The 24,089-nt window shown below is 63.4% G+C and carries 22 protein-coding genes; 8 read left to right on the top strand and 14 right to left on the bottom strand.

The features are described 5' to 3' along the window. Positions 1-79 precede the first annotated feature (79 nt). From SB772_RS05215 to hutC (SB772_RS05195), 5 genes are all read left to right on the top strand, one after another. A complete protein-coding gene (locus SB772_RS05215) occupies positions 80-802 on the top strand; it encodes an ABC transporter permease (RefSeq protein WP_410832207.1) in 723 nt (240 codons plus the stop codon). 15 nt (positions 803-817) lie between these two features. Next, entirely contained in the window at positions 818-1,573 is a 756-nt protein-coding gene (locus tag SB772_RS05210; protein ID WP_410832206.1) for an ABC transporter permease, read from the top strand. A gap of 27 nt (positions 1,574-1,600) precedes the next feature. Then, on the top strand, positions 1,601-2,392 hold the full coding sequence (locus SB772_RS05205) for an ABC transporter ATP-binding protein (RefSeq protein WP_410832205.1): 792 nt from the start codon (positions 1,601-1,603) through the stop codon (positions 2,390-2,392). Between the two features lie 23 nt (positions 2,393-2,415). Then, positions 2,416-4,056, top strand: a complete 1,641-nt coding sequence (hutH, locus tag SB772_RS05200; protein WP_410832204.1) for an HAL/PAL/TAL family ammonia-lyase — start codon at positions 2,416-2,418, stop codon at positions 4,054-4,056. Between the two features lie 149 nt (positions 4,057-4,205). Next, positions 4,206-4,889, top strand: a complete 684-nt coding sequence (gene hutC, locus SB772_RS05195) for a histidine utilization repressor (RefSeq protein ID WP_410832257.1) — start codon at positions 4,206-4,208, stop codon at positions 4,887-4,889. Positions 4,890-4,913: 24 nt separating this feature from the next. Here the strand turns inward: hutC (SB772_RS05195) and hutC (SB772_RS05190) are convergent, their stop codons facing one another. From hutC (SB772_RS05190) to SB772_RS05170, 5 genes are all read right to left on the bottom strand, one after another. Further along, on the bottom strand, positions 4,914-5,648 hold the full coding sequence (gene hutC / locus SB772_RS05190; RefSeq protein ID WP_410832203.1) for a histidine utilization repressor: 735 nt from the start codon (positions 5,646-5,648) through the stop codon (positions 4,914-4,916). Continuing rightward, the gene (locus SB772_RS05185) at positions 5,645-6,514 is read right to left on the bottom strand and encodes an amino acid ABC transporter ATP-binding protein (protein ID WP_410832202.1); all 870 of its coding nucleotides are present in this window, start codon (positions 6,512-6,514) and stop codon (positions 5,645-5,647) included. Before SB772_RS05185 ends, hutC (SB772_RS05190) begins: the two co-directional genes overlap by 4 nt. Positions 6,515-6,533: 19 nt before the next feature. Continuing rightward, complete coding sequence (locus SB772_RS05180) at positions 6,534-7,196, bottom strand: amino acid ABC transporter permease (RefSeq protein ID WP_410832201.1); 663 nt, start codon at positions 7,194-7,196, stop codon at positions 6,534-6,536. 27 nt (positions 7,197-7,223) lie between these two features. Then, positions 7,224-7,874 carry an amino acid ABC transporter permease gene (locus SB772_RS05175; RefSeq protein WP_410832200.1) on the bottom strand — a complete coding sequence of 217 codons (651 nt, stop codon included), beginning with the start codon at positions 7,872-7,874 and terminating at the stop codon, positions 7,224-7,226. A gap of 94 nt (positions 7,875-7,968) precedes the next feature. Continuing rightward, positions 7,969-8,796, bottom strand: coding sequence for a transporter substrate-binding domain-containing protein (locus SB772_RS05170; protein WP_410832199.1), 828 nt, complete (start codon positions 8,794-8,796; stop codon positions 7,969-7,971). 296 nt (positions 8,797-9,092) lie between these two features. On the opposite strand from SB772_RS05170, the gene SB772_RS05165 reads away from it, so the two are divergent. After that, positions 9,093-10,070 carry an isopenicillin N synthase family dioxygenase gene (locus tag SB772_RS05165; RefSeq protein WP_410832198.1) on the top strand — a complete coding sequence of 326 codons (978 nt, stop codon included), beginning with the start codon at positions 9,093-9,095 and terminating at the stop codon, positions 10,068-10,070. Then, positions 10,067-11,467, top strand: coding sequence for an FAD-binding oxidoreductase (locus SB772_RS05160; RefSeq protein ID WP_410832197.1), 1,401 nt, complete (start codon positions 10,067-10,069; stop codon positions 11,465-11,467). The genes SB772_RS05165 and SB772_RS05160 overlap by 4 nt, the downstream gene beginning before the upstream one ends. A 21-nt stretch (positions 11,468-11,488) precedes the next feature. Here the strand turns inward: SB772_RS05160 and SB772_RS05155 are convergent, their stop codons facing one another. The 3 genes from SB772_RS05155 to SB772_RS05145 all read right to left on the bottom strand — a co-directional run bounded on the left by SB772_RS05155 (position 11,489) and on the right by SB772_RS05145 (position 16,838). Then, entirely contained in the window at positions 11,489-12,286 is a 798-nt protein-coding gene (locus tag SB772_RS05155) for a hypothetical protein (RefSeq protein ID WP_410832196.1), read from the bottom strand. A 143-nt stretch (positions 12,287-12,429) separates the two neighbouring features. Further along, positions 12,430-15,843: an alpha/beta fold hydrolase gene (locus tag SB772_RS05150; protein WP_410832195.1), complete on the bottom strand. Its 3,414-nt coding sequence runs from the start codon at positions 15,841-15,843 to the stop codon at positions 12,430-12,432. Between the two features lie 203 nt (positions 15,844-16,046). Next, complete coding sequence (locus SB772_RS05145; RefSeq protein ID WP_410832194.1) at positions 16,047-16,838, bottom strand: hypothetical protein; 792 nt, start codon at positions 16,836-16,838, stop codon at positions 16,047-16,049. A gap of 312 nt (positions 16,839-17,150) precedes the next feature. Here SB772_RS05145 and SB772_RS05140 point away from each other — a divergent pair, with 312 nt between their 5' ends. Further along, a complete protein-coding gene (locus SB772_RS05140) occupies positions 17,151-19,037 on the top strand; it encodes a hybrid sensor histidine kinase/response regulator (RefSeq protein WP_410832193.1) in 1,887 nt (628 codons plus the stop codon). 34 nt (positions 19,038-19,071) lie between these two features. Here the strand turns inward: SB772_RS05140 and SB772_RS05135 are convergent, their stop codons facing one another. The 6 genes from SB772_RS05135 to SB772_RS05110 all read right to left on the bottom strand — a co-directional run bounded on the left by SB772_RS05135 (position 19,072) and on the right by SB772_RS05110 (position 23,799). Beyond that, the gene (locus SB772_RS05135) at positions 19,072-19,818 is read right to left on the bottom strand and encodes a response regulator transcription factor (protein ID WP_410832192.1); all 747 of its coding nucleotides are present in this window, start codon (positions 19,816-19,818) and stop codon (positions 19,072-19,074) included. 403 nt (positions 19,819-20,221) lie between these two features. Beyond that, positions 20,222-20,401 (bottom strand): hypothetical protein, encoded by a 180-nt coding sequence (locus SB772_RS05130; RefSeq protein ID WP_410832191.1) that lies wholly within the window; start codon positions 20,399-20,401, stop codon positions 20,222-20,224. Next, positions 20,376-21,380 carry a cytochrome d ubiquinol oxidase subunit II gene (gene cydB, locus SB772_RS05125; RefSeq protein WP_410832190.1) on the bottom strand — a complete coding sequence of 335 codons (1,005 nt, stop codon included), beginning with the start codon at positions 21,378-21,380 and terminating at the stop codon, positions 20,376-20,378. Before cydB ends, SB772_RS05130 begins: the two co-directional genes overlap by 26 nt. A 48-nt stretch (positions 21,381-21,428) precedes the next feature. After that, positions 21,429-22,841 (bottom strand): cytochrome ubiquinol oxidase subunit I, encoded by a 1,413-nt coding sequence (locus SB772_RS05120; protein ID WP_410832189.1) that lies wholly within the window; start codon positions 22,839-22,841, stop codon positions 21,429-21,431. 351 nt (positions 22,842-23,192) lie between these two features. Then, positions 23,193-23,480, bottom strand: a complete 288-nt coding sequence (locus tag SB772_RS05115; protein ID WP_410832188.1) for a helix-turn-helix domain-containing protein — start codon at positions 23,478-23,480, stop codon at positions 23,193-23,195. After that, the gene (locus tag SB772_RS05110) at positions 23,467-23,799 is read right to left on the bottom strand and encodes a type II toxin-antitoxin system RelE/ParE family toxin (RefSeq protein WP_410832187.1); all 333 of its coding nucleotides are present in this window, start codon (positions 23,797-23,799) and stop codon (positions 23,467-23,469) included. The genes SB772_RS05115 and SB772_RS05110 overlap by 14 nt, the downstream gene beginning before the upstream one ends. Between the last annotated feature and the right edge of the window lie 290 nt (positions 23,800-24,089).

Genomic DNA, 24,089 nt, shown 5'->3' with positions numbered 1-24,089 from the left:
AGCGGCAGGCGCGGCGTCACGCTGCGCCTGCCGGCCGGTGCGATCCGTCGTATCCGTCGTAATGGATGAGGGGTAGGGAATGGCTCTGATAGAGATGCTCGGCTTCGGCCCGGAAGGCTGGGGCGGCGTGTTGTTGCTGGCAGCATTGATGACGGTCGCGCTGACGCTCGCGGCGCTTGCTGTCGGCGCCGTATTCGGCGCGTTCGTCGCGGCGGCCAAGCTGTCGCGCTTTCGTACGCTGCGCGTCATCGGCGATGTGTACACCACGGTGTTTCGTGGCGTGCCTGAACTGCTCGTCATCTATCTGTTCTATTTCGGCGGCTCGACGCTCGTGACCACCGTCGGCCAATGGTTCGGCGCGGAGGGTTTCGTCGGCGTGCCGCCGTTCGTGATCGGCGCGCTCGCGGTCGGCATGATTTCCGGTGCGTATCAGGCCGAGGTGTATCGCGCCGCCGTGTTGGCCGTTTCGCGCGGCGAACTCGAGGCGGCCCGTTCGATCGGCATGCCCACCATGACGATGGCGCGCCGCATCCTGATTCCGCAGGTGCTGCGCTTCGCGTTGCCCGGCATCGGCAATGTGTGGCAATTGAGCCTGAAAGACTCGGCGCTGATCTCCGTCACCGGTCTGGCCGAACTGCTGCGTGCAAGCCAGGTCGCGGCGGGTTCCACGCACCAATACTTTACGTTCTTCGTGGTGGGCGGCGCGCTGTATCTGCTGATGACCAGCATCTCGAACCGGGTCTTCAACCGCGCTGAAGCACACGTGGGCCGGTCCTTCAAGCGCAACTTCGCGCGCAACTGACGAGGAGCGGACATCATGAATTTCGACTTCGATTTCCTGCTCGACACGCTGCGGCAACTGATTGCGGCCGTGCCGACCACACTTGGGCTGTTCTTCTGTTCGTTGATTCTCGGCGGCTTGCTCTCGCTTGTGATCGTCACGATGCGCGTGTCGCCGCATTGGCTGCCGAATCGTTTTGCGCGCGCTTACATCCTCGTGTTCCGTGGCTCACCGCTCCTGATCCAGATGTTCCTCGTGTACTACGGGATGGGCCAGTTCGGCGTGATTCGCGAGAGCTTCCTGTGGCCGGTATTGCGCGAGCCGTACATGTGTGCGGTTTTATCTTTGGCGCTGTGTACCGCGGGATATACCGCCGAGATTATCCGCGGTGGTTTGATGGCCGTGCCGGTCGGTCAGATTGAGGCGGGCTATTCGATCGGCCTGTCGGGTTTCGCCCTGCTGCGTCGCGTGATCGGTCCGATTGCGTTGCGCCAGTGTTTGCCCGCGTATTCGACCGAGGCCGTGCTGCTCGTCAAATCGACCGCGCTCGCGAGTCTGGTCACCGTGTGGGAAGTGACCGGCGTCGCGCAGCAGATCATTCAGCAAACGTATCGCACGACTGAAGTGTTCATCTGCGCCGCGCTGATCTATCTGTTCCTGAATTTCGTCATCGTGCGCCTGCTCGGCATGCTCGAAACGCGTCTGTCCCGCCATCTGCGCGCGGCGCCCGCGCAAGCCGCGTCGAGCCGCCCGGTTTCCACCACCACCGAAGCACGCCGCGCCGCGCCCTGAACGGCCGCTAATCCTGTGGAGATTCCCATGAACGCTACGGCACCCGTCGCACTGTCGGTCAAGAACATTCATAAGTCGTTCGGCGACCATCACGTGCTCAAAGGCATTTCGCTCGACGCTCATCAAGGCGACGTGATCTCGATTCTCGGCGCGAGCGGCTCGGGCAAGAGCACTTTTCTGCGCTGCCTGAATCTGCTCGAAACGCCCGACGACGGCTCGGTCGCGCTGGCCGGCGAAGAACTGAAAATGAAGCGCCGCGGCGACGGCAAGCTGCAACCGAGCGACCGCCGCCAGGTGGACCGGGTGCGCTCGCAACTCGGCATGGTGTTTCAGAACTTCAACCTGTGGTCGCATATGACCGTGCTGGAGAACCTGATCGAAGGACCGATGCGCGTGCAAAAGCGCAGCCGCGCCGAATCGGTCGAAGAGGCCGAAACGCTGCTCGCGAAAGTCGGCCTCGCGGAAAAGCGCGGCCACTATCCGGCGCATCTGTCGGGCGGCCAGCAGCAGCGTGTGGCGATCGCGCGCGCACTGGCGATGCACCCGAAGGTCATGCTGTTCGACGAGCCAACTTCAGCACTCGATCCGGAACTGGTCGGCGAAGTATTGCGCGTGATGCGCTCGCTCGCCGAAGAAGGCCGCACGATGCTGGTCGTCACGCACGAAATGGGCTTCGCGCGCCACGTGTCGAATCGCGTGTTGTTCCTGCATCAAGGCCAGGTGGAAGCCGACGGTACGCCGGACGAAGTGTTTGTCGAATGCAAGTCCGAGCGCTTCAGGCAATTCGTGTCGAGCCACCACGACCGCACTACTAACTAATTCTCCACGTGACGGGCAATCTCATGGCCGTAATCCGTTCCGATCTTCCCCTCGACTGGCGCCAGGTTGCGGCCGTTGCCGCCGGCGAGCCGCTCGAGCTTTCCGCCGACGCCCGCGCGCGCATCGCGGCGGCGCGTGTGCTTGTCGAACAGATCGTCGTGCGCGGGATTCGCGCGTATGGCGTGAATACCGGCGTCGGCGCGTTGTGCGACGTGATCGTGTCGCCGGCCGAACAGCGCACGCTGTCGCGTAACATTCTGATGAGCCACGCGGTGGGCGTAGGCGCGCCGCTCGGCGTTGCCGAGACGCGCGCGATCATGGCGGCGGCCGTCAACAATTATGCACACGGACATTCGGGCATTCGCCTCGAAGTCGCCGACCGGCTCGTCGCGCTGCTCAACGCCGATTGCCTGCCCGAAGTGCCGGCGTTCGGCTCGGTCGGTTATCTGAGCCATATGGCGCATATTGCGCTGGTATGCATCGGCGAGGGTTATGTGCGCTATCGCGGCGAACGGCTCAAAGGGCGCGACGCATTGCAGATGCTCGGCCTCGAACCGCTGGTGCTCGAAGCGAAGGAAGGCCTGAGCCTCGTCAACGGCACGCCGTGCGTGACAGGTCTCGCGGCGTTGGCCTTGGCGCGCGCCGAGCGTCTGCTCGACTGGAGCGACGTGGTCGCCGCGATGAGCTTCGAAAATCTGCGAGGCCAGCTCGCCGCGTTCGATGCCGATTCGCTGGCATTGCGCATCTCGCCCGGCCTGAACCTGGTCGGCGAACGGATGCGCATGGCGCTCGCCGACAGCGGCATTCTCGCCGCAGTGGCCGGCCAGCGCACGCAAGACCCGTTGAGCTTGCGGACCATTCCGCACGTGCACGGCGCCGCGCGCGACGTGCTGACCGCGACCGCCGAGGTGCTCAACCGCGAACTCGCATCGATTACCGATAACCCGATCGTCGCCGGCACGCCGGATGAGCCGCGCGTCTATTCGCAGGCGCATGCGGTGGGCGCGTCGATTGCACTCGCGATGGACAGCCTTGCCACCGCGATCGCACAGGTCGCCGCGATGGCCGAGCGGCGTCTGGATCGTCTGGTCAATCCACTGGTCAGCGGCTTGCCGGCGTTTCTCGCCGAGCCGGGCGGCACCTGCTCCGGCTTCATGATCGCGCAGTACACGGCGGCTTCGCTGGTCGCGCAGAACCGGCGTCTGGCGATGCCCGCGAGCCTCGACGGCGGCATCACGTCCGCCTTGCAGGAAGACCACTTGTGCCACGCGACGCCCGCCGCGCTCAAAGCGCTGGAGATCGTCGACAACGCCGGGCGCATCGTCGCAATCGAATTGCTGGCCACGGCGCGGGCCTACGACCTGCAAACCATCGACGCGCCGCGCGCGCCATACACCGACTCGCTCTGGCAATGCGTGCGCCGCGTCGTGCCGACCTATCGCGACGACCGGCCGCTCGCCGACGATATGGCCATCGCGTTTCGCATGATCGCCGACGGTGCGCCGCCACCGCTGCCGAACCCGGGTAAGATGCGGCCTGCGCCTGCCACCGTCACGGCCGCAACGGGCGGCCCGGGCCTTGCCGGATTAGCAAGCGTGGCCGGCACCCCATCTGGCTCAGCCATGGCGGCCAACGACGGCCAACCGGCGGCTCACACAGCCTGATGGAGACCGTGCCGGTGAGCGGGCTGACCAGCCGGTGAACCGGCGTGTTGCGTACCACCCACGAGGTAGACGTGAACAACAGTACAAACGCGCAAACCGCAGACATTCAAGACCACCCGGGCCGCAGCCAGGCGGCCCCAGCCAGGGCCATGCCCGCCTATGAGCAGATCAAGCGCTACGTGCTCAAGCGCATCAGCGAAGGGGACTGGAAGCCGGGCGGGCTGATCCCGTCCGAAACGGAACTGGTCAAGGAATTCGGCGTTGCGCGCATGACAGTGTCGCGCGCGTTGCGCGAGCTCACCACCGAACGTGTGCTGACGCGCGTGCAGGGATCCGGCACCTTCGTCGCGCCGCAACACTACGAATCGACGGTGCTGGAAATCCGCAACATCGCCGACGAAATCGCCGCGCGCGGCCATCGCCACTCGGCGCGCGTGCTGACGCTCGAAACCAGCGACGATCCGCAGGCGCTCGACTCGCTCGGTCTCGCCGAGGGCCCGGCGTTTCACTCGTGCATCGTGCACAGTGAAGAGGGCGAGCCGATCCAGTACGAGGATCGCTATGTGAATCCAAAGGTCTTCCCAGACTATCTGCACCAGGACTTCACCGTCGAGACGCCGAATCACTACATGGTGCGGCTCGCGCCGATCCAGCGCGCGGAGTTTCGCATCTATGCGCAGAAGCCCGACGCGTATGTGCGCCGGCATCTGATGATGGAGATCGGCGAGCCGTGCTTGCAGCTATGGCGCCGTACGTGGGTGGGTGACGCGGTCGCGACCTCGGTGCAGTTGTGGCATCCGGCGTCGCGTTTTCATCTGGCGGGGAACGTTTAACCGACGCGCGCGGCGTTCGCGCCGCTAGCCTTGCCGCTGCGACATATCCGGCGAGAAACGGCAACCCAGCCGATACCGCGAGCCCGGATGCACGAAACGTGCGAACGTCACCGCGACGCCGCTTGTCCAGGTGCGGCGCATGAGCGTAAGGCACGGCTCCTCGGCGCGAATTTCCAGCAACTCGGCTTCGGCGCGTGTCGGCAATCCCGCATCGACGACATGCTCGACGTCATGCGCCGGCACGATATCGTACAGATACTCCGACGGCCGGATCGCCGCGAAATCCTGCTGCAGAAAATCCGGCGCGATCGCCGGATTGACGTAGCGGTCTTCCAGCTGCACCGGCAAGCCGTTCTCGCGATGCACGCAGATCACATGAAATACGGAAGCACCCGGCGCGAGGCCTAACGCGTTCGACACCGTCACCGGCGCGGTTTCGCGTTGCGCCAGCACGGTGTCGTAGCTGTATTCGTGGCCGCGCGAGCGGATCTCGTCGCCGATATGGGCGATCATCAGCAGCGTCGATTGCGGCTTGGTTTGGGCGACGAACGTGCCGACGCCGGATACGCGTGTGACGAGGCCTTCGTCGGCGAGCTCGCGCAGCGCACGGTTGACCGTCATGCGCGACACGCCTAGCGTCGCGACCAGGGCGAGCTCGGAAGGCAGACGGTCGCCCGCTTGCCGCGCGCCCGATTCGATGATCCGGCGGATATGGCTTTTGACCTGCTCGTAGCGTGCGGCCGGCACGCGCGCGCTCATACCGGCTCCGCCTCGTCGGGACCGCGTGCCCAGAAGGCGTTGCGGTCGAAGTAGTTTTGCAGGAACTGCCGCAAACGCGGCTGCCCGGCATCGTGAAAGACTTCGCGCGGCTTGCCCTGGACGGCGATGCGTCCCTGGTCGATGAACATGACCTTGTCGGCGACTTGCGCGGCAAAACCCATTTCGTGCGTGACCACCGCCATCGTCATGCCGTCGCGCGCGAGTTGCTTCATCACTTGCAGCACTTCGCCGACCAGCTCGGGGTCGAGCGCCGAGGTCGGCTCGTCGAACAGCATGATGTGCGGCTCCATCGCCAGCGCGCGGGCAATCGCGACGCGCTGCTGCTGGCCACCCGAGAGTTTCGAAGGATACGCATCGCCCTTGTGCGCGAGGCCGACCGTTTCCAGCATCGCGTTGGCGCGGCGGCGCGCTTCGTCGCGCGATAGATGACGCACGCGCAGCAGCGCTTCCATCACGTTGCCGAGCGCCGTCATGTGCGGCCATAGATTGAACTGCTGAAACACCATGCCGACGTTGCGCCGCACGCGATTGATTTCGCCTTGCGACGCCCGCATGCGTTTGCCGTTGCGCTCGCTATAGCCGAGCAGTTCGCCTTCGATGCGCACGTCGCCCTGGTCATAGGTTTCGAGCGCGGCGAGGCAGCGCAGCAGCGTACTCTTGCCCGAACCCGACGGTCCGATAATGCAGACCACTTCGGAACGGGCGATCTCGAGATCCACGCCGCGCAGCACTTCGACTTCGCCAAAGCGTTTGCGCAAGTCGCGCACTTCGATCAGCGGCGCGCCGGAGGGCGTATCGACGGCAGCGGTGGATGCGGAGGAGGGCATGTCGGCGATGACGTTCATAGGGTGGTCCAGATTCCGTTCATGCCATGAAGCGCGCGATGCGGGCTTCGGCCCACATGCCGGCGCGCGACGTAAGCTCGACCAGCGCCAGATAGCACACGCACAGCGCCAGCAGCGTTTCGACGAAAGCGAAGGTCGCCGAGCCGATGCCGGTCAGCACGAACGTGAGCTCGGGCACGGTGACGATCGACAGCACCGCGGTTTCCTTGCTCAGCACGATGATCAGATTGGTCAGCGCCGGCACGATCAGCACCAGCATTTGCGGCATCTGAATACGCAGCACGGCTTGCCAGCGCGTGAGTCCGAGGCAGGACGCCGCTTCCAGATGTCCCGGCGGCACCGATTGGAAACCCGAGCGGAATGCTTCGGCGAAATATGCGCTGCCGTACAGGCCGAGGCCAAGCACGCCGGCCGTCATCGGTTCGAGCGTGAGACCGATAGAAGGGCCGCCGTAGTACAGCAAAAACAGTTGCACCAGAAACGGCGTGCCGCGAAATACTTCGATGTAAAAGCGTAGCGCGCCGCGCACCCAGCGTCCGCAAAAGAGTTGCAGCACGGCGATCAGAAAGCCGATCAGAATGCCGATCGCGACGCCCGCGGTCCACGTGCCGAGCGTCGTCGCGAGACCGGCGGCGATCGGTTGAAGATTGTGCGTGATGACGGTGGGGTCGAGCTTTTGCATGGCTGGGTGTCAACGTCCGGCTTAGGCTCAGGCGTGCTGCAAACGATATTCGGCGGCATGCGCAATGAGCGCGAGCGCACCGCAGATCACGAAGTAAATCAGCCCCGCAGCAAGGTACGCTTCGAGCGGTCGATACGTACTGGCCGCGATGTTCTGCGCGGTGCGCGTCAATTCGGCCACGCCCACCACCGAGATCAACGACGAAGCCTTGATCAGCAGCACCATTTCATTGACGAGCGACGGCAGCGTCAAACGAAATGCTTGCGGCACCAGAATCCGCCGCAGCATATCGAACGACGAAAGCCCGAGCATGCGAGCGGCTTCGAGATGACCCGGCGGGATGCTGAGAAAACCACCGCGCAGAATCTCGGCGATGTATGAAGCGGAACATAGCGACACGGCGCTGATCGCCGCGACCACCGGCGACACATTGATCCCGGCGAACGGCAGCAGGTAATACACCAGCAGCAGTTGCACCAGCATCGGCACGCCGCGAAAGAAGAACACATAGGCGCCGCCGAACATGCGCGCCGCGCGGTTCACGGAAAGCCGCGCCGCGCACACGCCGACCGCGACGAAGAAGCCGATCACGAGGCCCGTCAGCGAAATGCCGATGGTGGCGAGCGCCGCGTGCAACAGCAGCGGCAAGCCCTGGGCGAAGACGGTTGTGCTGAACATAAGCGTCGCACTCGCTAGAACGGGGAGGGCGATGCGGCTCGTCAAAACACCCGCATCGCGTGCATCAAATCGCGTGCATCAGGACATCAGGCTGTCAATAGTTCGGCGTGGGCATCGTGGTCGGTGCATCCATCGCCACGCCGAACCATTTCTTCTGCAAGGTCGCGAGACGCCCGTCGTTGTGCATTTTCACGAGCGCGGCGTTGAAGGCATCGGCAAGCGGCTTGCTGTCCGCGTCTTTACGCAGGCAGTAGGCGAAGTACACCTTCGCGCCGAACGGCGGCTGCACGACCGCGAAAGTTTCCGGGCGCTGCTTGGCGACATAGGCGATGTTGGTCATCGAGTTCGCGACTGCCGCAATGCGGCCGGCGGCCAGATCGGCATAGGCCTGATTGTTGTCGACGTATTCGCGGATTTCAGGCGGCTTCGGCAAGGTGGCGACGTAGCTCTTCAACTGGTCGAGTTGCGCCGAGCCTTTGCCCGCGCCGACCGTCTTGCCGGCGATGTCCGACGATTGCTTGACCGACGTATCGTTCGCGCGCTTGAGCAGTGCGTCGGTGGCGTCCGCGATCGGCAGCGTGTACGTGTAGCGCTCCATGCGCGCCTTGGTCACCGTCAGCGGGCCGCCGACCATATCGAACTTGCCCGCTTCCAGACCCGGCAGCACGCTCGGCCACGGCAAGTCGATGAAGCGCACCTTGACGCCCATCTCCTTGCCGACCTCGGCGAACAGATCCTTGTTGAAGCCCGCTTGCTGGCCGTTTTCGAGGAAGTCGAAGGGCGCGAATTGCATCTCGGTGCCGACCACCAGTTCGCCTGCTTTCTTCACTTTGGCGAGCTGGTCTTCAGCGTGGGCACCGACGCTTGCCGCGCACAACGCCAGCATGACCAAACGACACTTCCAGCCTGCAAGGATGCTCATGGGATTCTCCGGTTGGCAAAGCGGTGTCGCACGCGAGCGGCTCGTAAGATGGACTCGGCGCGAGTCATGCGATGCAGTATATACCGCAGTTTTCCTGCGAAATAAATAAACAAGCGAGTAGAGAAAAGCCCTTACGTGAAGCGTTGTGACGTCACTTGCGGGCGTGCTTTTGGCGGTATATACAACTGGGATGCGAGATGCGTGCGCTGCTATGACGAGTTTATCCAGCATGACCGGCGGGCCTCTTTCATCAGTTGATTAGGCTGGCCCTTCAGGGACTTTCAGGGAGCTAAGCGATGCCCGTGACCCGTATTCCGATCATCGATCTCGCCCGCGTTCGCGCCGGCGATCCGCAAGCTTTGCTGCGCGTGGCCCGTGAAATCCGCGAAGCGTGCACGACGATCGGTTTTTTCTACATCGTCAATCACGGCGTGCCGCAAGCTTCGATCGATGCGGCCGAGCAGGCGGCGCGCAGGTTCTTCGCCTTTCCGGTGGAGACCAAGCGGCGTGCGGCGGTGAATCAAAGGCATCGCGGTTTCAACGCGCTCGGCGACGCGACCATGTATCAGGCGAAACGTCCCGACTACAAGGAGTTCTTCAGCATCGGGCTGGAGTTGCCGGAGGACGATCCCGACGTGCTCGCCGGCGAGGCGCTGCGGGGGCCGAACAACTGGCCGGACTTTATGCCTGAATTGCGTCCCGTGCTCTATGGTTATTACGAAGCGGTGGCGGCATGCGGTGCCGATCTGCTGCGGGCGGTGGCGGTGAGCCTTGGTGTCGACGAGCATTTCTTCGCGCCGCGCTACACCAAGCGGATGCAGCGCACGCAGATGGTCTACTATCCGCCGCAGCCGCCCCAATCGGACGCCGATCAGTTCGGCGTCGCGCCGCATACCGACTACGGCTGCATCACGTTGTTGTGGCAGGATCAGGTGGGCGGCTTGCAAGTGCGCGAAATCGCCAACGATACGTGGGTCGAGGCGCCGCCGATCGAAGGCAGCTTCGTGGTGAACGTCGGCGATCTGCTGGCGCGCTGGACCAACGACCGGTTCCGCTCGACGCTGCATCGCGTGATCAATGCATCGGGGCGCGAGCGCTATTCGATCGCGACGTTCTATGATCCGACTTACGGCGCGACGGTCGATCCGCGCGAACTCGGTACGAGCGACGCCGACCTCAAGTATCAACCGGTCGCCGCGGGCGACTACATCCTCGGGCGCATCAACGATTCGATGGGCTACCGGAAGAAGGCAGCACAGGGAACCACTGCATGACAGATCAAAACCCGGCACCGCTTGGCGCGACGCTCGACGCATTGCGCGCCGCGCTAGGTGAGAACGCGGTGCGCGTCGGCGAGCAGATCGGCGAACGCGCGATGACCGACTGGACGCGCCACGATCCGGCACGCCCCGCGGCGCTGCTCCTGCCGCGCAGCACGGAAGAAGTCTCGCGTGCGCTGGCCATCTGCCACGCAGCGCATCAACCCGTAGTGCCGCAGGGCGGCATGACCGGCCTGGCCGGTGGCGCGATCGCACGCGCCACCGATATCGCGCTGTCGCTCGAACGTTTATGCGGTATCGAAGAAATCGATGCCGCGTCGGCCACGCTGACGGTGCGCGCCGGCACGACCTTGCAAACCGCGCAGGAAGCCGCCGCCGAGGCGGGCTTCGAACTCGCGCTCGATCTGGGCGCGCGCGGCTCGTGTCAGATCGGCGGCAATCTGGCCACCAACGCGGGCGGCAATCGCGTGATCCAGTCGGGTACCGCGCGCGATCAGGTGCTCGGGCTCGAAGTCGTGCTGGCGAACGGCGACGTGCTGACGTCGCTGGGCAAGATGGTCAAGAACAACACCGGCTACGACCTGAAACACTGGTTCATCGGTTCGGAAGGCACGCTTGGCGTGATCACGCGCGCGGTGTTGCGGCTGCATCCGCCCCGCGCGGCGCGGCACACGGCGCTGGTCGCGCTCGACAGTTACGATGCCGCGGTGAACCTGCTGCGCCGTTTGTCGACGCGCTTTGGCAACGACATCGGCGCGTTCGAGATCATGTGGCCGGATTTCTACGATTTCGGCGTGAAGCTGACGGGCACGCGCTCGCCTTTCGTGGACGCACACCCGCTTTATGCACTGATCGAACACGCGAGCTTCGACGCCGCCGACGACGGCGAACGCTTTTCCGCCGCGCTGACCGAAGCGCTCGATGCGCAGACGATCCGCGACGCCGTGATCGCACAATCGGTCGCCGATGCACGGGCGTTATGGGCGATTCGCGAATGCACCGCGGAGTTTCCGGTGCGGCTGGAGGCGATCAACTTCGATGTGAGCTTGCCGATCGGTGAGATCGGCGCCTTCGTCGACCGTTGCCGCGCGGCGCTCGATCAGCGCTGGCCGGGCAACGAATCGTATTTCTTCGGCCATATCGGCGATTCGAATCTGCATGTCACTGTCGACGGCCATTCGATACCCGGCGTCGATCATCACGCGGTCTATGCGTTCGTCTACGAGATGCTCGGGCCGCTCAACGGTTCGGTGTCGGCGGAACACGGGATCGGTTTGCTCAAGCGTGAGTTCTTGCCGATCTCGCGTTCGCCTGCCGAGCTGGCCGCCATGGCCGCGATCAAACATGCGCTGGACCCGCACGGCATCCTGAATCCGGGCAAGCTGTTCTGAGCGGGGCGTGCGCGGCCTGGCTCAGCGCGCCGGTTCAAACGTGGGCTGCGCGGCGACGAGGGTTGGCAGTTCGCGAGCGAAACGAACATAGAGCCAGGATAGCGCTGCGGCACTGAGTATCGAAAACAGCGTGCTGAGGAGCGACTGGCCTGCTGCTATCACCATGAGTTGCTGTACCGGATGTCGTCCCTCCAGCAGCGGTTTCAAGGCCAGCGCGGCAGCGATCCCGACTACCATCAGCGGCGCTGTCACGACGAACAGCATGCCGGCGATTTGCCAGAAATGCGTGCGACTATCGCGCCAGGCAGCCTTGAGCGCGAAGCGACTGCCGAGCGCCAGGGCCGGAAACAAAAGACTGAGTCGCGTCATCACGAACATGCCGGCAGCGAACGCAAGCAGGATTGCAATCGGCAGCTCGAACACGGCCTTGCCTGCAAGCATGACGATGATGGCGAGTACCAGCGTCGCAATGCCGATCAACGCATAGAGTCCAACATAACGCGGTACCACCCGGAATTGCGCGGGAAACAACGGCGCAACGCCCTCGCCGAGCAGCACCATGCGATGAATCTTCACGGACAGCAACGCCGTGATGAAGACGCGTGCGAGGTTCATCAGGCTCGATCCTGGGGCGGCGTGCATGGCCGCGGCGGACGGCGCTTCAGGCGGCGTCGCCACGGCGGCGAGCATGTCGGGAAAGGCAAAAGTGCAGGCGAGGGCTGCCATGAAACTCAGCAAGACAAAGGGCATTTTTGCCACGACTTGCCACGTACTCAGCCAGGATTTGCCGGCGCATTCGCCGAAGGTCATCTTCCGCATGTTCATCATTTGTGTCGTTGGTCCCATGTCGTCAATCGGTCAGGCGGATTTTATGCGGACATACGAACTCAATGTAAAAGAGTGTCGTTCTACAGGCGGTGCGACTTTAAAGCAACCCTCGGCAATCCTCATGTGCGCCTCGCTCAATGCGCATCCAGATACCTCCCAATCACCGGATAAACATCCACTGCCGCGTTCTTGCCGAATATGCAGTCGATGTGCCCATAGCCGGGAATCACATGCCGCTCATACGGCTGCTCGGGGAAACGCTCGACCAGCATGTCATAGGTCATCTGGGTGCTTTTCGGCAAATAGGTTTCGTTTTTATCGCCATGGATGAAACCGATCGGCAGGCGCATGCCCTCGAGCCCCTTCATGCCGTTCATTCCCGCCAGGTAGACGTCGTTCCCGGCGGCGTCGACAACCTTGCCCGCTCGCACCATGGCGGCCAGATGCTTGAACACCTCGACGTCATGCACGCCGAGCAGTTCCTGCAGATTCGAATGAAGCGTCTCGCTCAACTGTTCGTGTTCGTAGAGCAAGCCGTAAAGGAAGGTCGCACGGTGACAGATGGGGTTGCCGCAGCCCTGTTTATGATTGAGCGGGTAGAACTTCAACGCTTCATCGAGCAGGTTGTGGGGCCACTTCTCGTGCTGCGTGTACGCGGTCAGATCGAGTATGCCGAGATGCTCCATGATGCCCGGTATATGCAGGCCGCACTTGATGCGTTCCAGCGTGCCCGGCACCGGATGCGCCGATACTTGCGAGATGACCGCCGAGCGCACGCCCTCGAGGCCGTACAGCAACGACATGCTCAATGCCAGCCCACCCATGCAGTGGCCCAGCACCTGAATTTTCGGCGCGCCGGTCAACTCGCGTATTTTCGCGACGGCGGCCGGAATATCCTCGCGAGCGACCTTGTCCACGTTGGTCGGCACCAGCACGCTCGGCATTTCGATGCTGACGCGCAGATCGACGAGCCACACGTCGTAGCCGGCCGCGCAGAGATATTCCACCAGGTTGGTCGCGATCAGATCGGTGGAATAGATCCGGCTCGAGACACCCGAGCCGTGGATCAGCAGCAACGGACGCGCCGCTTTGTTGGCGCTGTCGACGTAGCGTGTGAGCCGCAGTTGCGTCTTGTCGGGAGTGTCGAAAAAGAAGACTTGCGGCGCCGGCGCACGCAATGCCCGCTTCGAACGCGGCGACATCTTCGGGTCGAAAAACTGCAGGGGCGCGGCCACGCCGCCGTATTCGGTGAACAGCACGCCGGCGAAAAACTTGCCGAACTTCAAGGTCCATTCGAGGCGCGTCTTCAGGTCAGGTGCGTTGGTGACTTCCAGGGTGCGCTGCTGTTTGAGGAAGTTCTCCGGCGTGATGATCAGCGTCGCTTTGCCGAGCAATGGCGTATCGGCTTGCGCCGACTCGCGAATCTCGGCGTATAACGTGTTGGTCTGTTCCCACAGATTGATCGGCGACGTGCGCGTGATGATCTTTCGCCCGCTCAGGTAGTACGTCTTGCCTTCGGTGGAATTGAGCGTCATGCGATAGTTCATGTCACGCTGATCCACGTCCGGTTGATCGACGACAAAAAGGTTGAATGCGCCGTCGGCGATCGTCATGGGTTGCGCGGAAAGCGCGGGGCAGGTCAGCGTGCCGGCCGTGCGCGCCTCGTGTTGCGGATTGTTCAGCATGTCGGCCAGATCGTCCGATTCGACGGTCAACGTGAACTGGATCGGGCTCGTGGCAACGGCGCCGCCCGCGACCGTCGGCGTATACGTGCCGACCATCGTTTCGGTGAAACGCAAGCCGATTTTGCTGGGCGGCGGCGGGGCGGCGTCCCCCTTGGACTCATAGTCGATGTGCCAGTCGTGCGACGCCGCGAGCAACGCGCAATTGCGCTCGGCAAGCGCGGAGATCGTCAGCAGCGGATTGACGCCGAGCGACATCGGCATCACCGCGCCGTCCATCACATAGAGGCCTTCGTGCACCGCGTCGCCTGCGTCGCCGCTGAACACGCGGCCCGCGTGGTCGACCACGCCGTGCTCCGCGTCTTCGCCCATCCCGCAACCGCCGAGCGGATGCACGGTGACGACGCGGTTGCCGGCCATATCGGCGGAAATCGGATTACGCAGGAATTCGCCGCCGAGCGGTGCTGTCGAGTCGATGAGGGTCTTTTCGACCGTTTCGAAGATCGGCTGCTTGCCGGCGTTCGGCCAATGGATGCGCGGACTGCCTTTTTCATCCACGCGAATCTGGCCGCTCTCGTCGTCATGCGCCATCACCAGGTAAGTTTGCGTGTGGTTGAGCGCGCCGTGGTACGGCCCGCGCAGCAAACTCTCGATCGCGCGCGCGGGCGCGCCGAGCGGTTCGTCCGCCGGCCGCGGCGCGGGAATGTCCACGCCTTCGAGCGGCGCGGCGCCGCCGAGCACGCCGATCATCGCCACGCCGATCGGTCCGGCGAGCGAGCCTTCTTCGATCACGAAGCCGTCCTTTACGTCTTGCGTGTTGCGATGGTCGATGATGCCGGTGATGGTCGGCCCGACTGGCGGAATCTCGCCCGCGGTGTGCGCGCCCCAGCCGACGCCGTTGATCACCTGGTCGGTGTTGTACGCGAAGGCGAGTACGTCGCCATTGCCGGTGAAGTGTTCGCCGAGTTGCTTCGACACCGGCAGCCCGGCCTTGCTGGAGCGCAACAGGAGCGCGGTGGAGCCAATGGTGCCGGCCGCCACGATCACGATATCGGCGCTGACGAACAGGTCGGGCGCGCCATAGCTTTCGCGGCCGAGGCTGACCAATTGATAGTTCACGAGCCATTTCTGCGTGTCTTTGTCGCGCACCACCGAATGCACCGCGGCGCCCGTGAAAATCTGCGCGCCGTGCGCGACGGCATCGGGCAGATAGTTCATGTGGGTCGAATTCTTCGCGTCGTAGTTGCAGCCGGAATTGCAATCGCCGCAGCCGACGCAGCGATTCTGATCGACGCCCGCCGCGTTCTTGCCGGTCTTGAATGTAACGGTGATCGGCGGCCGGTAGAAGCGGTCCTGCATACCGAGCGCTTGCGCCGATTGTTCGAGCGCCCGCAGTTTCGGCAGCGGCGGATAGTCGTCGGGCACCGGCGACGGTTGCAGCATCTCGCGGGCAAGCTTGTAGCCGGTGTCGCGCCCCGCCTTGTCGTCACGCAGCGCGGCCGGCCAGCGCGGATCGTCCCAGAGGCGCGGATCGGCTTCGAGCGCGACATTCGCGTTGATCAGCGAGGTGCCGCCCAGCCCGCAGCCAACCACCGCATTCACCTCCGAATTCACGTGCACTTCGAGCAGCGCGAGCGGCGAGCCGATCTGCGCGAGGCTGGTGTTGTATTGCACCTGCGTGGCGCCTTCGAGCGGCGTGCGCGGAAATTCGCCGGCCATGAATTCCCGCCCGCGCTCCAGCACGCACACCTGACGCCCGGCGCGCGCCATGCGGCTGGCGGCAATCGCGCCGCCATATCCCGAACCCACGACCACGACTTCGTAATGCGGCTGCAGCGCCGTCATGGCGCTCGATAAGCGGTTCATCACGACCACCTCGTCAGGAGTTGGAGCCGGGTAGGGGAGCCCGGCGTTCGGAAGGAAGACGGTGCGCGGCCGTTGGTTTTTTATCGTAGGCGGTGCGCAACGACAAAAAAAGGCGCATCGTACGTGGCGCGCAGGCCAGATGGGCTGCGTCTGCTGTGCTTCGGAGAGCCGGCGGCCAGACGGAGCCGTTTGTTCAGGTGTAGTTAGGCGGCCACTTCATTCAATTCGCTGTCGCTCGATTCGGCTGCGAGCAGGTTCAACACGAGCAGAATCGCCGCGCGATTGTCGAGGTCGATCTCGATGCCGAGCACGTCGGTGAGCCAGCGGCCGATCTTGGTGTTGGAAAAATCGGCCGCGTTGGCCGTCTTTTTCATGGTGACGCCGAGTTTGACGGCCCGATAGTGATAGGAAGGCACACGATGCTGAGCCGCGACTGCCGACAGACCGCCTTTACCCTCCGAGCACCAGCCGAGGCTGCCGGCCAGCACGATGCGCTCCGGTTCGTCGAGGCTTTCGATAAAGGCGCGCGCCGCGCACCGTACGCGCTGTTCGTCGAGGCCATACTGCAACAACACGCTTTCGACCGGGTCTTCCAGCGCATGCGCGTGCAGATCGATTTCCTGCACCATGCCTTCGTTTTCCATCGATATGTTGCGCTGGTGGCCCGCGCTGCGCAGGCAATCGATCAGATAGCGGCGAAAGTACGCGCACAGTGCGTAGCCGTTGGACGGCGCACTGTCGGCGCAGGCATGGGTTTCCGTGTGGCCGGGCGCGAGACGCAGCACCTTCGAGTAGATGAACTGCGCAACCAGCTCTTCCTTGTCTTCGCCGAGCGCCTGCAATTCGAGCGGGTGATAGGTCCGCAGCGCCTGCTTGACCAGCTCGACCATCGACACCATTTCATCGGCGGACAGCCGGGTACGCCGGCGCCACAGGTCGGGAAGGATCGCGTCGTCGAATTGGCGGACGAACTCGTGGCTGGCAACTGCGCCCATGAAAACCTCCGTAAGGGGTAAGGCAAGGAGCGCGGTGAGCCTGAACTGCAGGCGGGGATGGGATCGTTGAAGATTTGAAACCGCGCTGGAATGTGAAACCAGTATGGTTTGCGGCGACGGCTTCGCCTATATGGATTAAGTGGTAGCTGATGGGTAAACTGCCGGGTAAACCATCTCGATTGCCGTGCCCGACAGCAACCATCTTGCATGGGACCGGAGTAAGCGCTAAAGCGCCAACTCCGGTCGACCGCTTTGCATGGGACCGGAGTAAGCGCTAAAGCGCTAACTCCGGTCGACAAAGGAGACCACACGATGCGGGCCGACCCTATGCAGCATGCGATCGACGAAGACCTGGTGCGGGTGCTGTACGCCCAGGACCCGATCGCATTCTTTTCGCACTGGTTTTCGATCGCCGTGCTGGTGGCGATCTACTGGCCGAACATACCGTCGCCACAGCTGTTCGTCGCGTGCTTCGGGTTCTACGCCGCAGCCAATTGTGCCGGCCTCGGGCTGTGGATCTGCAATCGCCGCTACCCGAATCTGGTGACGCCGCGCACATGGATCTACCTGCACGCGTTGCGCGGCATGCTGCTGTACAGCGCGCCGGGCCTCGCGATCTGGTTCGCGTTCCAGAGCCCGCAAACCGATTTGCCGCTGCTGCATACCGTGATGCTGGTCACGTTGGCGGCGGGCGTGTTCATGTCGAACGGCTTCGATCTGCTGAATTTTTCGACCGCGATTGCGTTCCTGCTGCTGCCGTCGATCGTGCTGCATTTCGGCTCGCATACGTTCGACCGCACGATCCTCGCGATCGTCCTCGCGTTTTTCTTCTGTGCGATCAACGTCTATGCGTTGAGTTATCGCAAGCTGTTCCAGCGCGTCGTGCACGCACGGGTGGATCAGCAATATCTGGCGGAGTCGCTGGCCGCGCAAAAGCGTGTCGCCGAAGAAGCCAGTCTCGCCAAAACGCGCTTTTTTGCCGCCGCGAGCCACGATCTGCGCCAGCCGCTGCACGCGATCGGCCTGCTGGCGGCGTCGCTCAACGATGCGGCGGCGACGCCCGCGCAGCATGCGAAGACCGCCGAGCACATCGTCTACAACGTCGAGGCGCTGAACCAGTTGTTCAATCAGGTGCTCGATCTGGCCCGGCTCGAAAGCGGCGTGACTCAGGTAATCCGTTTGCATTTCCGGCTCTCCGAACTGTTCGAGCGGGTCGGCAGCCAGTATCGGCCACAGGCGGCGGCCAAAGGGCTGGCGCTGCGGATCGCGCCGACCACGATGGTGGTGCACGACGATCCGGTGCTGCTCGAACGCGTGCTGAGCAATCTGCTCTCGAATGCGGTGCGCTATACCGAGGAAGGCGCGATCTGGATGGGCCTTCGCCGGGCAGGACAGTCTTCGGGCGGCTATATCGAGGTGCGCGATTCTGGTGTCGGCATCCCGCCCGAAGAACATCAGCGCATTTTCGAGGAGTTCTATCAGGTCGCCAATCCGCAGCGCGACGCGCGCCAGGGGCACGGCCTGGGATTGCCGACGGTGAAGCGGCTGATCGGTTTGCTCGGCGGCGAATTGCAGGTGCGCTCGGCGCCGGGCCGTGGCTCGGTGTTCCGCTTTCCGGTGCGGGAGGGCGAGGCCGGCGGGATTGTCGCGAGCCTGAACGAAGCGGTGGCGGGCGGTCCATCGGCGCAAGGGCGGCGCGTGCTGTGCATCGACGACGACCCGTCGATTCTCGAAGGCCTCGCCAGTTTGCTGGCGCGCTGGGGTTGCAGCGTGCGCGGCGCACGCGACGAAGCCGACGCGCTCAGGGCGCTTGGCGACGGCTTCGTGCCGGATGCCGTGTTATGCGATTACCAGTTGGCGAACCATCGGACCGGCGCGCAGGCGCTGACTGCCGTGCGCAACGTGCTTGCGCGGGGTGGTCACGAGGGCGTGGTGACGCTGCTGATTACCGGCGATATGGCGTCGGCGGAACTCGCGGCGCTGGCCTTGCAGGGAATTCCGGTGCTGCACAAGCCGGTCACGCCGGCGCGCTTGCGGCGCACGCTGGAAATGCTGTGGCAACAGGCCGAACTGGATAAAGGGCGGGCGGCGGCCACCGTCGAGCGGCGCGCCGGCGAACCGCAGAGATCGCAGAGCGAAACGAGGAGCGAAGCGGAAAGCCAGACGCAGAGCCAGTCCCAGAGCGAGTCGCAACAGTAGGCGGCGCGTACGCCGCCTACTGCGACAGGTGCCGCTACAGGGTTTTCCCGGCTTCCAGCCAGCCGTTGATCACGGCGATCGCCGTCGAGCGGTTGTGCACGCCCAGCGCCCGGAAGATCACCGACAAATGCACCTTGACCGTGCCTTCGGCGACCCCCAGCTCACGCGCAATCATCTTGTTGGTCCAGCCGCGATGGACGAGCCGCATGATGTCCTGCTGCCGCGGCGACAGGTTCTCCAGCAAATGCTGCTGGTGCGGCTGCAACGCCTGGATTTGCACGATGGGTTCGGTCAGTGAGGCGCCGGCCTGGCCGGACGCCGGAGCGGACACCTCAGCAGGCACTTCGGCAAGCGGAAGCGCGGCTTGTGCCTCGCGCGAGCCCAGCAGGCTGAGCGCTTCCATCGGCACATACGCACCGCCTGACAGCACCAGCTCGATCGCCTTGAGCATGACGCTGGCGGGCTGCCGCTTCGGCACGAAGCCGAGCGCGCCGGCGGCGAGCACCGCGCGCATTTCGTCAGGCGATTCTTCGGCGGAGAGCACGACCACCGGCAACGCGGGGTTCGCCTTCAGCAGTACTTCCAGCGATGAAGCACCGCTCATCCCCGGCATATGCAGATCGACGATCGCGAGATCGTGATCGGCGTCGGGCCGCGCGGCGGCAGCAAGCGTTTCCCAGCTGTCGGCTTCGTCGAATTGGGCGTCGGGATCGAGTCCGCGCAGCAGCCCCTTGACGCCTTGCCGGATCAGTTCATGGTCGTCGGCCACTAGAAACTTCATGATGTCTCCGCGAGTCGGGCCTGCGCGTTGTGGACTACCGCCTTTGTGCTGCTCGTTGTACTTCTATTGAGCCGCTCAGCTTGTGGCTAGGTTCGTGCCGATGCCGGAGCGGATGGTGCGACCCCGTCGCACCTCCGTCCGTCAGTCCGCCGCGGGTTGCATCATGCCGCGACGTGTGGCGCTTTCTTTACTGCGAGCCCCCTTGACGGCGGAGGCTACTCCCTGTGAACCCCATCATCGCTAGCTACCCCGCGATCATAAGCCGATCGTTTCAGCTCAGGCAGGTCTCCCGCGCATAGGTTCCGGCTTGTTACGTAGACGAGCCGCATGCCCCGTTTTTTAAGCCGTCCATGCAGGATTCCGAAGGTTATGCGCGGCGGATGAAATCACGCCGGGCAAGTCTCTATTTGACCGCAAAAAGCGTCGCATTCATCAGAAGCTTGAACGCGAAACCGAGCGACATCGCCGAGGCCACGCCGAAGCACCACAGCGCGATGAACCACAACCAGCCCGGCAGCTTGCGGGCGGACTGGCGAGCGGCACGGCCGCCCGCATGCTTAGTGATAATGATGTTGGTCGCCATGACGCACCTTGCCGCGAAATACCCAATAACCCATCGTCGTATAGCCGATGATGATCGGCAGAATCACCGCTGCGCCGACCAGCGTGAACATCTGGCTAGAGCGCGGCGCGGCCGCTTGCCAGAGCGTCATGCTCGACGGAATCGCATACGGCCACAGGCTCACCAGCAGCCCGAGGTAGCCGAGCAGCACCAGCACCAATGCCAGCACGAACGGCGTGTTGTGATGCCGCTCGCGCACCGCACGATGCATGAAGAAAGCGCAGATCGCCACGAGGAACGGCACCGGCAGCAGGCGGTAGAACAGCCCGTCGCCGAACCAGCGTTGCGCGATGTTCGGATCTTGCAACGGCGTCCACAGGCTGACTATCGCGATGAACCCGAGCAGCACGATCGTCAGCGGCCACACCACCCGATGCAGGCGGCGTTGCAGATCGCCTTCGGTCTTCGCGACCAGCCAGCAGCAGCCGAGCAGCGCATAGGTGACGATCAGACCCAGCCCCGTCAGCAGACTGAACGGCGTGAGCCAGCCGAAGGCGTCGCCGGCATAGGCGCCGTCGACCACCGGAATGCCTTGCAGGAATGCGCCCAGCACGATGCCCTGAAAGAACGTCGCACCCGCCGAGCCGCCGATGAACGCCAGATCCCACATATGCTTCGTGCGATTGGCCTTGGCGCGAAGCTCGAACGACACGCCGCGAAAGATCAGGCACGCGAGCATGAAGATCAGCGGCAGATAGAGCGCGGACAGCACGGTCGAATACACGACCGGAAACACCGCGAACAGGCCCGCGCCGCCGAGCACCAGCCAGGTTTCGTTGCCGTCCCACACCGGCGCGACGGTGTTCATCATCAGGTCGCGTTCCTTTTCGTCAGGGAAGAACGGAAACACGATGCCGATGCCCAGATCGAAGCCGTCGAGCACCACATACATGAACAGGCCCAGTGCGATGATCGCGGCCCACACTACGGTTACATCCATTTTCTATCTCGTCAGCAGGTAGTGAAGCAAGTGGGGAAGCCGTTACGCTCAGGCGGCATCGATCAGCTGATCGGCGGCGGACAGCGGGCGGCGCGCGGTGTGATCCGGCGAGTGTTGCGGCACGCCGTGCGGCGTTTGCCCCGGCAGCGCCGGACCCGAGCGCATCAGCTTGAGCATGTAGTAGATGCCGGTGCCGAACACCAGGAAGTAGACGATCACGAACGCCATCAACGAAATGCCGACCTGTTGCGTGGTGAGCGGCGACACGGCCTGCGAGGTGCGCATCACGCCGTACACTACCCACGGCTGACGGCCGGCCTCCGTGGTGACCCATCCGGCCAGCAGCGTGATGAAACCGGTCGGGCCCATCATCACGGCGAGCCGCTGGAACCACTTCGCCTCGAAGAGACGGTCGCCACGGCGCAGCGCCCACGCGGTGACCGACATCAGAATCATCAGCACGCCGAGCCCGGCCATGATGCGGAAGCTCCAGAACACCACGGTCGAGTTCGGCCGGTCTTGCGGCGGGAATTCCTTCAGGCCGCGAATCTCGCCGTCCCAGCTATGCGTGAGGATCAGGCTGCCGAGGTGCGGGATCGACACCGCATAGCGCGTCGTTTCCGCCTGCATGTCCGGAATGCCGAACAGGTTCAGCGCGGTGCCGCCTTTCTCGGTTTCCCACAGACCTTCGATCGCGGCGATCTTGGCGGGCTGATACTTGCGCGTGTTCAAACCGTGCTGATCGCCGACGAACGCCTGGACCGGCGTGAGGATCAGCAGCAGCCAGAGCGCCATCGAGAACATCTTCCTGACTGCCGGATCGCGCCGTCCGCGCAACAGATGCCAGGCGCCCACCGCCGACACCACCAACCCCGCGACGATAAACGCCGCCAGCGCCATATGCGCCAGCCGGTACGGGAACGACGGATTGAAGACGATCTTGAACCAGTCGAGCGGCACGACCTGGCCGTTCACGACTTCGAAGCCTTGCGGCGTCTGCATCCAGCTATTCGAGGCGAGGATCCAGAAGGTCGAGATCAGCGTGCCGATCGCCACCATCAGCGTTGCGCCGAAGTGAGCGCGCGGACTCACGCGCTGCCAGCCGAACAGCATGATGCCGAGGAAACCCGCCTCCAGAAAGAACGCGGTCATCACCTCGTACATCAGAAGCGGCCCCGTGACAGGACCGGCAAAACTGGAGAAGCCCGACCAGTTGGTGCCGAACTGATAGCTCATCACGACGCCGGAGACGACGCCCATGCCGAAGGCGACTGCGAAGATCTTCGACCAGAACAGGCAAAGATCTTTGTAGTACGCCTTGCCGGTTTTGAGCCAGCGCCATTCGAGCACGGCGATGAAGCTGGCGAGGCCGATGCTCAGCGCCGGAAAAACGATATGAAACGAGACGGTGAACGCAAACTGAATGCGGGCGAGATCGAATGCCGTGAGTGCGGAGTTCATAAGCGTGAAGTGCGTGGCGCCGGTGGGCGGACTACGCGCGTCGACCGTTGTCGATGCGCACTGCGCTGGGCAGATGACGCAAGGGTAGGGGATGGCGAAACTTTTTGCTGCGGCGCGACGTGCGTCAAAAAACCGCGTTGTTTTGTGCCGAATCTGAATTGTGAGACGCTAAAGCCTTGATGGATATCAAGTTTCCCTGATTACGCGCTTGCGCTCATTCTCGCTGTTTGAAGTGCCCACTGCGTCAATCGACCGCGCTGCAACAACGCGGTTCGCGCCCGTCAGCCCACGGATCATCAGGTGTTTCACCCTGCCGCTCTGGATGTCGAACCCTGTAGCCGCGTGCTCCGGCTACGCGATCGAAATGAACAGTTGCTTGCCGCACGCCGCGGCGTACCTGCGCAACGTGTCGACAGAAGGTGAGTGTTGCCCCGACGCGAGCGCCCGTTCGAGGCGCGTGATGGCCGGCGCCTTCGTGCCCATGCGTTCAGCGACCTGCGCCTGAGTCAGGCCGGCGTCGCGGCGCGCAGCCAGCATCTGGTCGAGCAGCGCGAATTCTTCGCGGTTCAACCGGTCATATTCGGCGCGTACCTCCGGATCTGCCAGCGCCCGTTCACGCATTGCCTTATAGGTTGCCATTTTTAATCTCCACCAGTCTTTTGCGCGCCACAGCCAATTCATCGCGCGGTGTTTTTGGTGTCTTCTTCACGAAACAGTGAAGCATGACAATCTTGCGTTCCACGATTGCACAGTAGAACACCCTGGCGATGCCCTCGGCGCCTTTCAGACGCATCTCGAACAACCCGCCGCCCATCGAAGCGGTATGCGGCTCGCCGAGATTCGGACCGTATTGCTCCATGCGATCGGCCAGCGCGAGAAAGCGCGCCAGTAGCGTTTTCGGCAATGAGGCAACGTTCACTTTGACTTTTTCGTTGTAGAAGTCGATCTGAAATGCCATTGGTATCCATAGTAACAAATATGTTATTAACGGGCAAGCAGATGCCTCGCAGGTTCAGGGAACCGTTACCGGGTTTTGCTGAAAATCAGCAAAACCCGGAGGCATGAGAGGCATAGCCAGGCCGGGGATCGAACGACGGGAAGGGGGCGGGAGCGGGACCGCGATGAACGGTTACGACGGCATCGGCACCACTGTGTGTTCGCTTGAACAATAACGCCGCCGCCGGCGATTTTCTACTAGCCTGTTAGCTAGCCGACCGGATCGTTTTCTTCTACCATGCGACGGACATT

This window comes from Paraburkholderia sp. SIMBA_030 (assembly GCF_046535245.1).
GTDB lineage: Bacteria > Pseudomonadota > Gammaproteobacteria > Burkholderiales > Burkholderiaceae > Paraburkholderia.
The sequence above is the reverse complement of the archived record's forward strand: the minus strand, read 5'-3'. Positions and strand labels throughout refer to the sequence as shown.

Excerpts from the sequence above, each read along its gene's own strand:
- SB772_RS05115 (WP_410832188.1), bottom strand. The coding sequence starts at position 23,480 with ATGGCAACCTATAAGGCAATGCGTGAACGGGCGCTGGCAGATCCGGAG.
- SB772_RS05110 (WP_410832187.1), bottom strand. The coding sequence starts at position 23,799 with ATGGCATTTCAGATCGACTTCTACAACGAAAAAGTCAAAGTGAACGTT.
- SB772_RS05185 (WP_410832202.1), bottom strand. The coding sequence starts at position 6,514 with ATGAACGTCATCGCCGACATGCCCTCCTCCGCATCCACCGCTGCCGTC.
- SB772_RS05180 (WP_410832201.1), bottom strand. The coding sequence starts at position 7,196 with ATGCAAAAGCTCGACCCCACCGTCATCACGCACAATCTTCAACCGATC.
- SB772_RS05175 (WP_410832200.1), bottom strand. The coding sequence starts at position 7,874 with ATGTTCAGCACAACCGTCTTCGCCCAGGGCTTGCCGCTGCTGTTGCAC.
- cydB (WP_410832190.1), bottom strand. The coding sequence starts at position 21,380 with ATGGATGTAACCGTAGTGTGGGCCGCGATCATCGCACTGGGCCTGTTC.
- SB772_RS05170 (WP_410832199.1), bottom strand. The coding sequence starts at position 8,796 with ATGAGCATCCTTGCAGGCTGGAAGTGTCGTTTGGTCATGCTGGCGTTG.
- SB772_RS05150 (WP_410832195.1), bottom strand. The coding sequence starts at position 15,843 with ATGAACCGCTTATCGAGCGCCATGACGGCGCTGCAGCCGCATTACGAA.
- SB772_RS05210 (WP_410832206.1), top strand. The coding sequence starts at position 818 with ATGAATTTCGACTTCGATTTCCTGCTCGACACGCTGCGGCAACTGATT.
- SB772_RS05205 (WP_410832205.1), top strand. The coding sequence starts at position 1,601 with ATGAACGCTACGGCACCCGTCGCACTGTCGGTCAAGAACATTCATAAG.
- SB772_RS05140 (WP_410832193.1), top strand. The coding sequence starts at position 17,151 with ATGCGGGCCGACCCTATGCAGCATGCGATCGACGAAGACCTGGTGCGG.
- SB772_RS05145 (WP_410832194.1), bottom strand. The coding sequence starts at position 16,838 with ATGGGCGCAGTTGCCAGCCACGAGTTCGTCCGCCAATTCGACGACGCG.
- hutC (WP_410832257.1), top strand. The coding sequence starts at position 4,206 with ATGCCCGCCTATGAGCAGATCAAGCGCTACGTGCTCAAGCGCATCAGC.
- hutC (WP_410832203.1), bottom strand. The coding sequence starts at position 5,648 with ATGAGCGCGCGCGTGCCGGCCGCACGCTACGAGCAGGTCAAAAGCCAT.
- SB772_RS05165 (WP_410832198.1), top strand. The coding sequence starts at position 9,093 with ATGCCCGTGACCCGTATTCCGATCATCGATCTCGCCCGCGTTCGCGCC.
- SB772_RS05160 (WP_410832197.1), top strand. The coding sequence starts at position 10,067 with ATGACAGATCAAAACCCGGCACCGCTTGGCGCGACGCTCGACGCATTG.
- SB772_RS05155 (WP_410832196.1), bottom strand. The coding sequence starts at position 12,286 with ATGCGGAAGATGACCTTCGGCGAATGCGCCGGCAAATCCTGGCTGAGT.
- SB772_RS05135 (WP_410832192.1), bottom strand. The coding sequence starts at position 19,818 with ATGAAGTTTCTAGTGGCCGACGACCATGAACTGATCCGGCAAGGCGTC.
- SB772_RS05120 (WP_410832189.1), bottom strand. The coding sequence starts at position 22,841 with ATGAACTCCGCACTCACGGCATTCGATCTCGCCCGCATTCAGTTTGCG.
- hutH (WP_410832204.1), top strand. The coding sequence starts at position 2,416 with ATGGCCGTAATCCGTTCCGATCTTCCCCTCGACTGGCGCCAGGTTGCG.
- SB772_RS05215 (WP_410832207.1), top strand. The coding sequence starts at position 80 with ATGGCTCTGATAGAGATGCTCGGCTTCGGCCCGGAAGGCTGGGGCGGC.
- SB772_RS05130 (WP_410832191.1), bottom strand. The coding sequence starts at position 20,401 with ATGGCGACCAACATCATTATCACTAAGCATGCGGGCGGCCGTGCCGCT.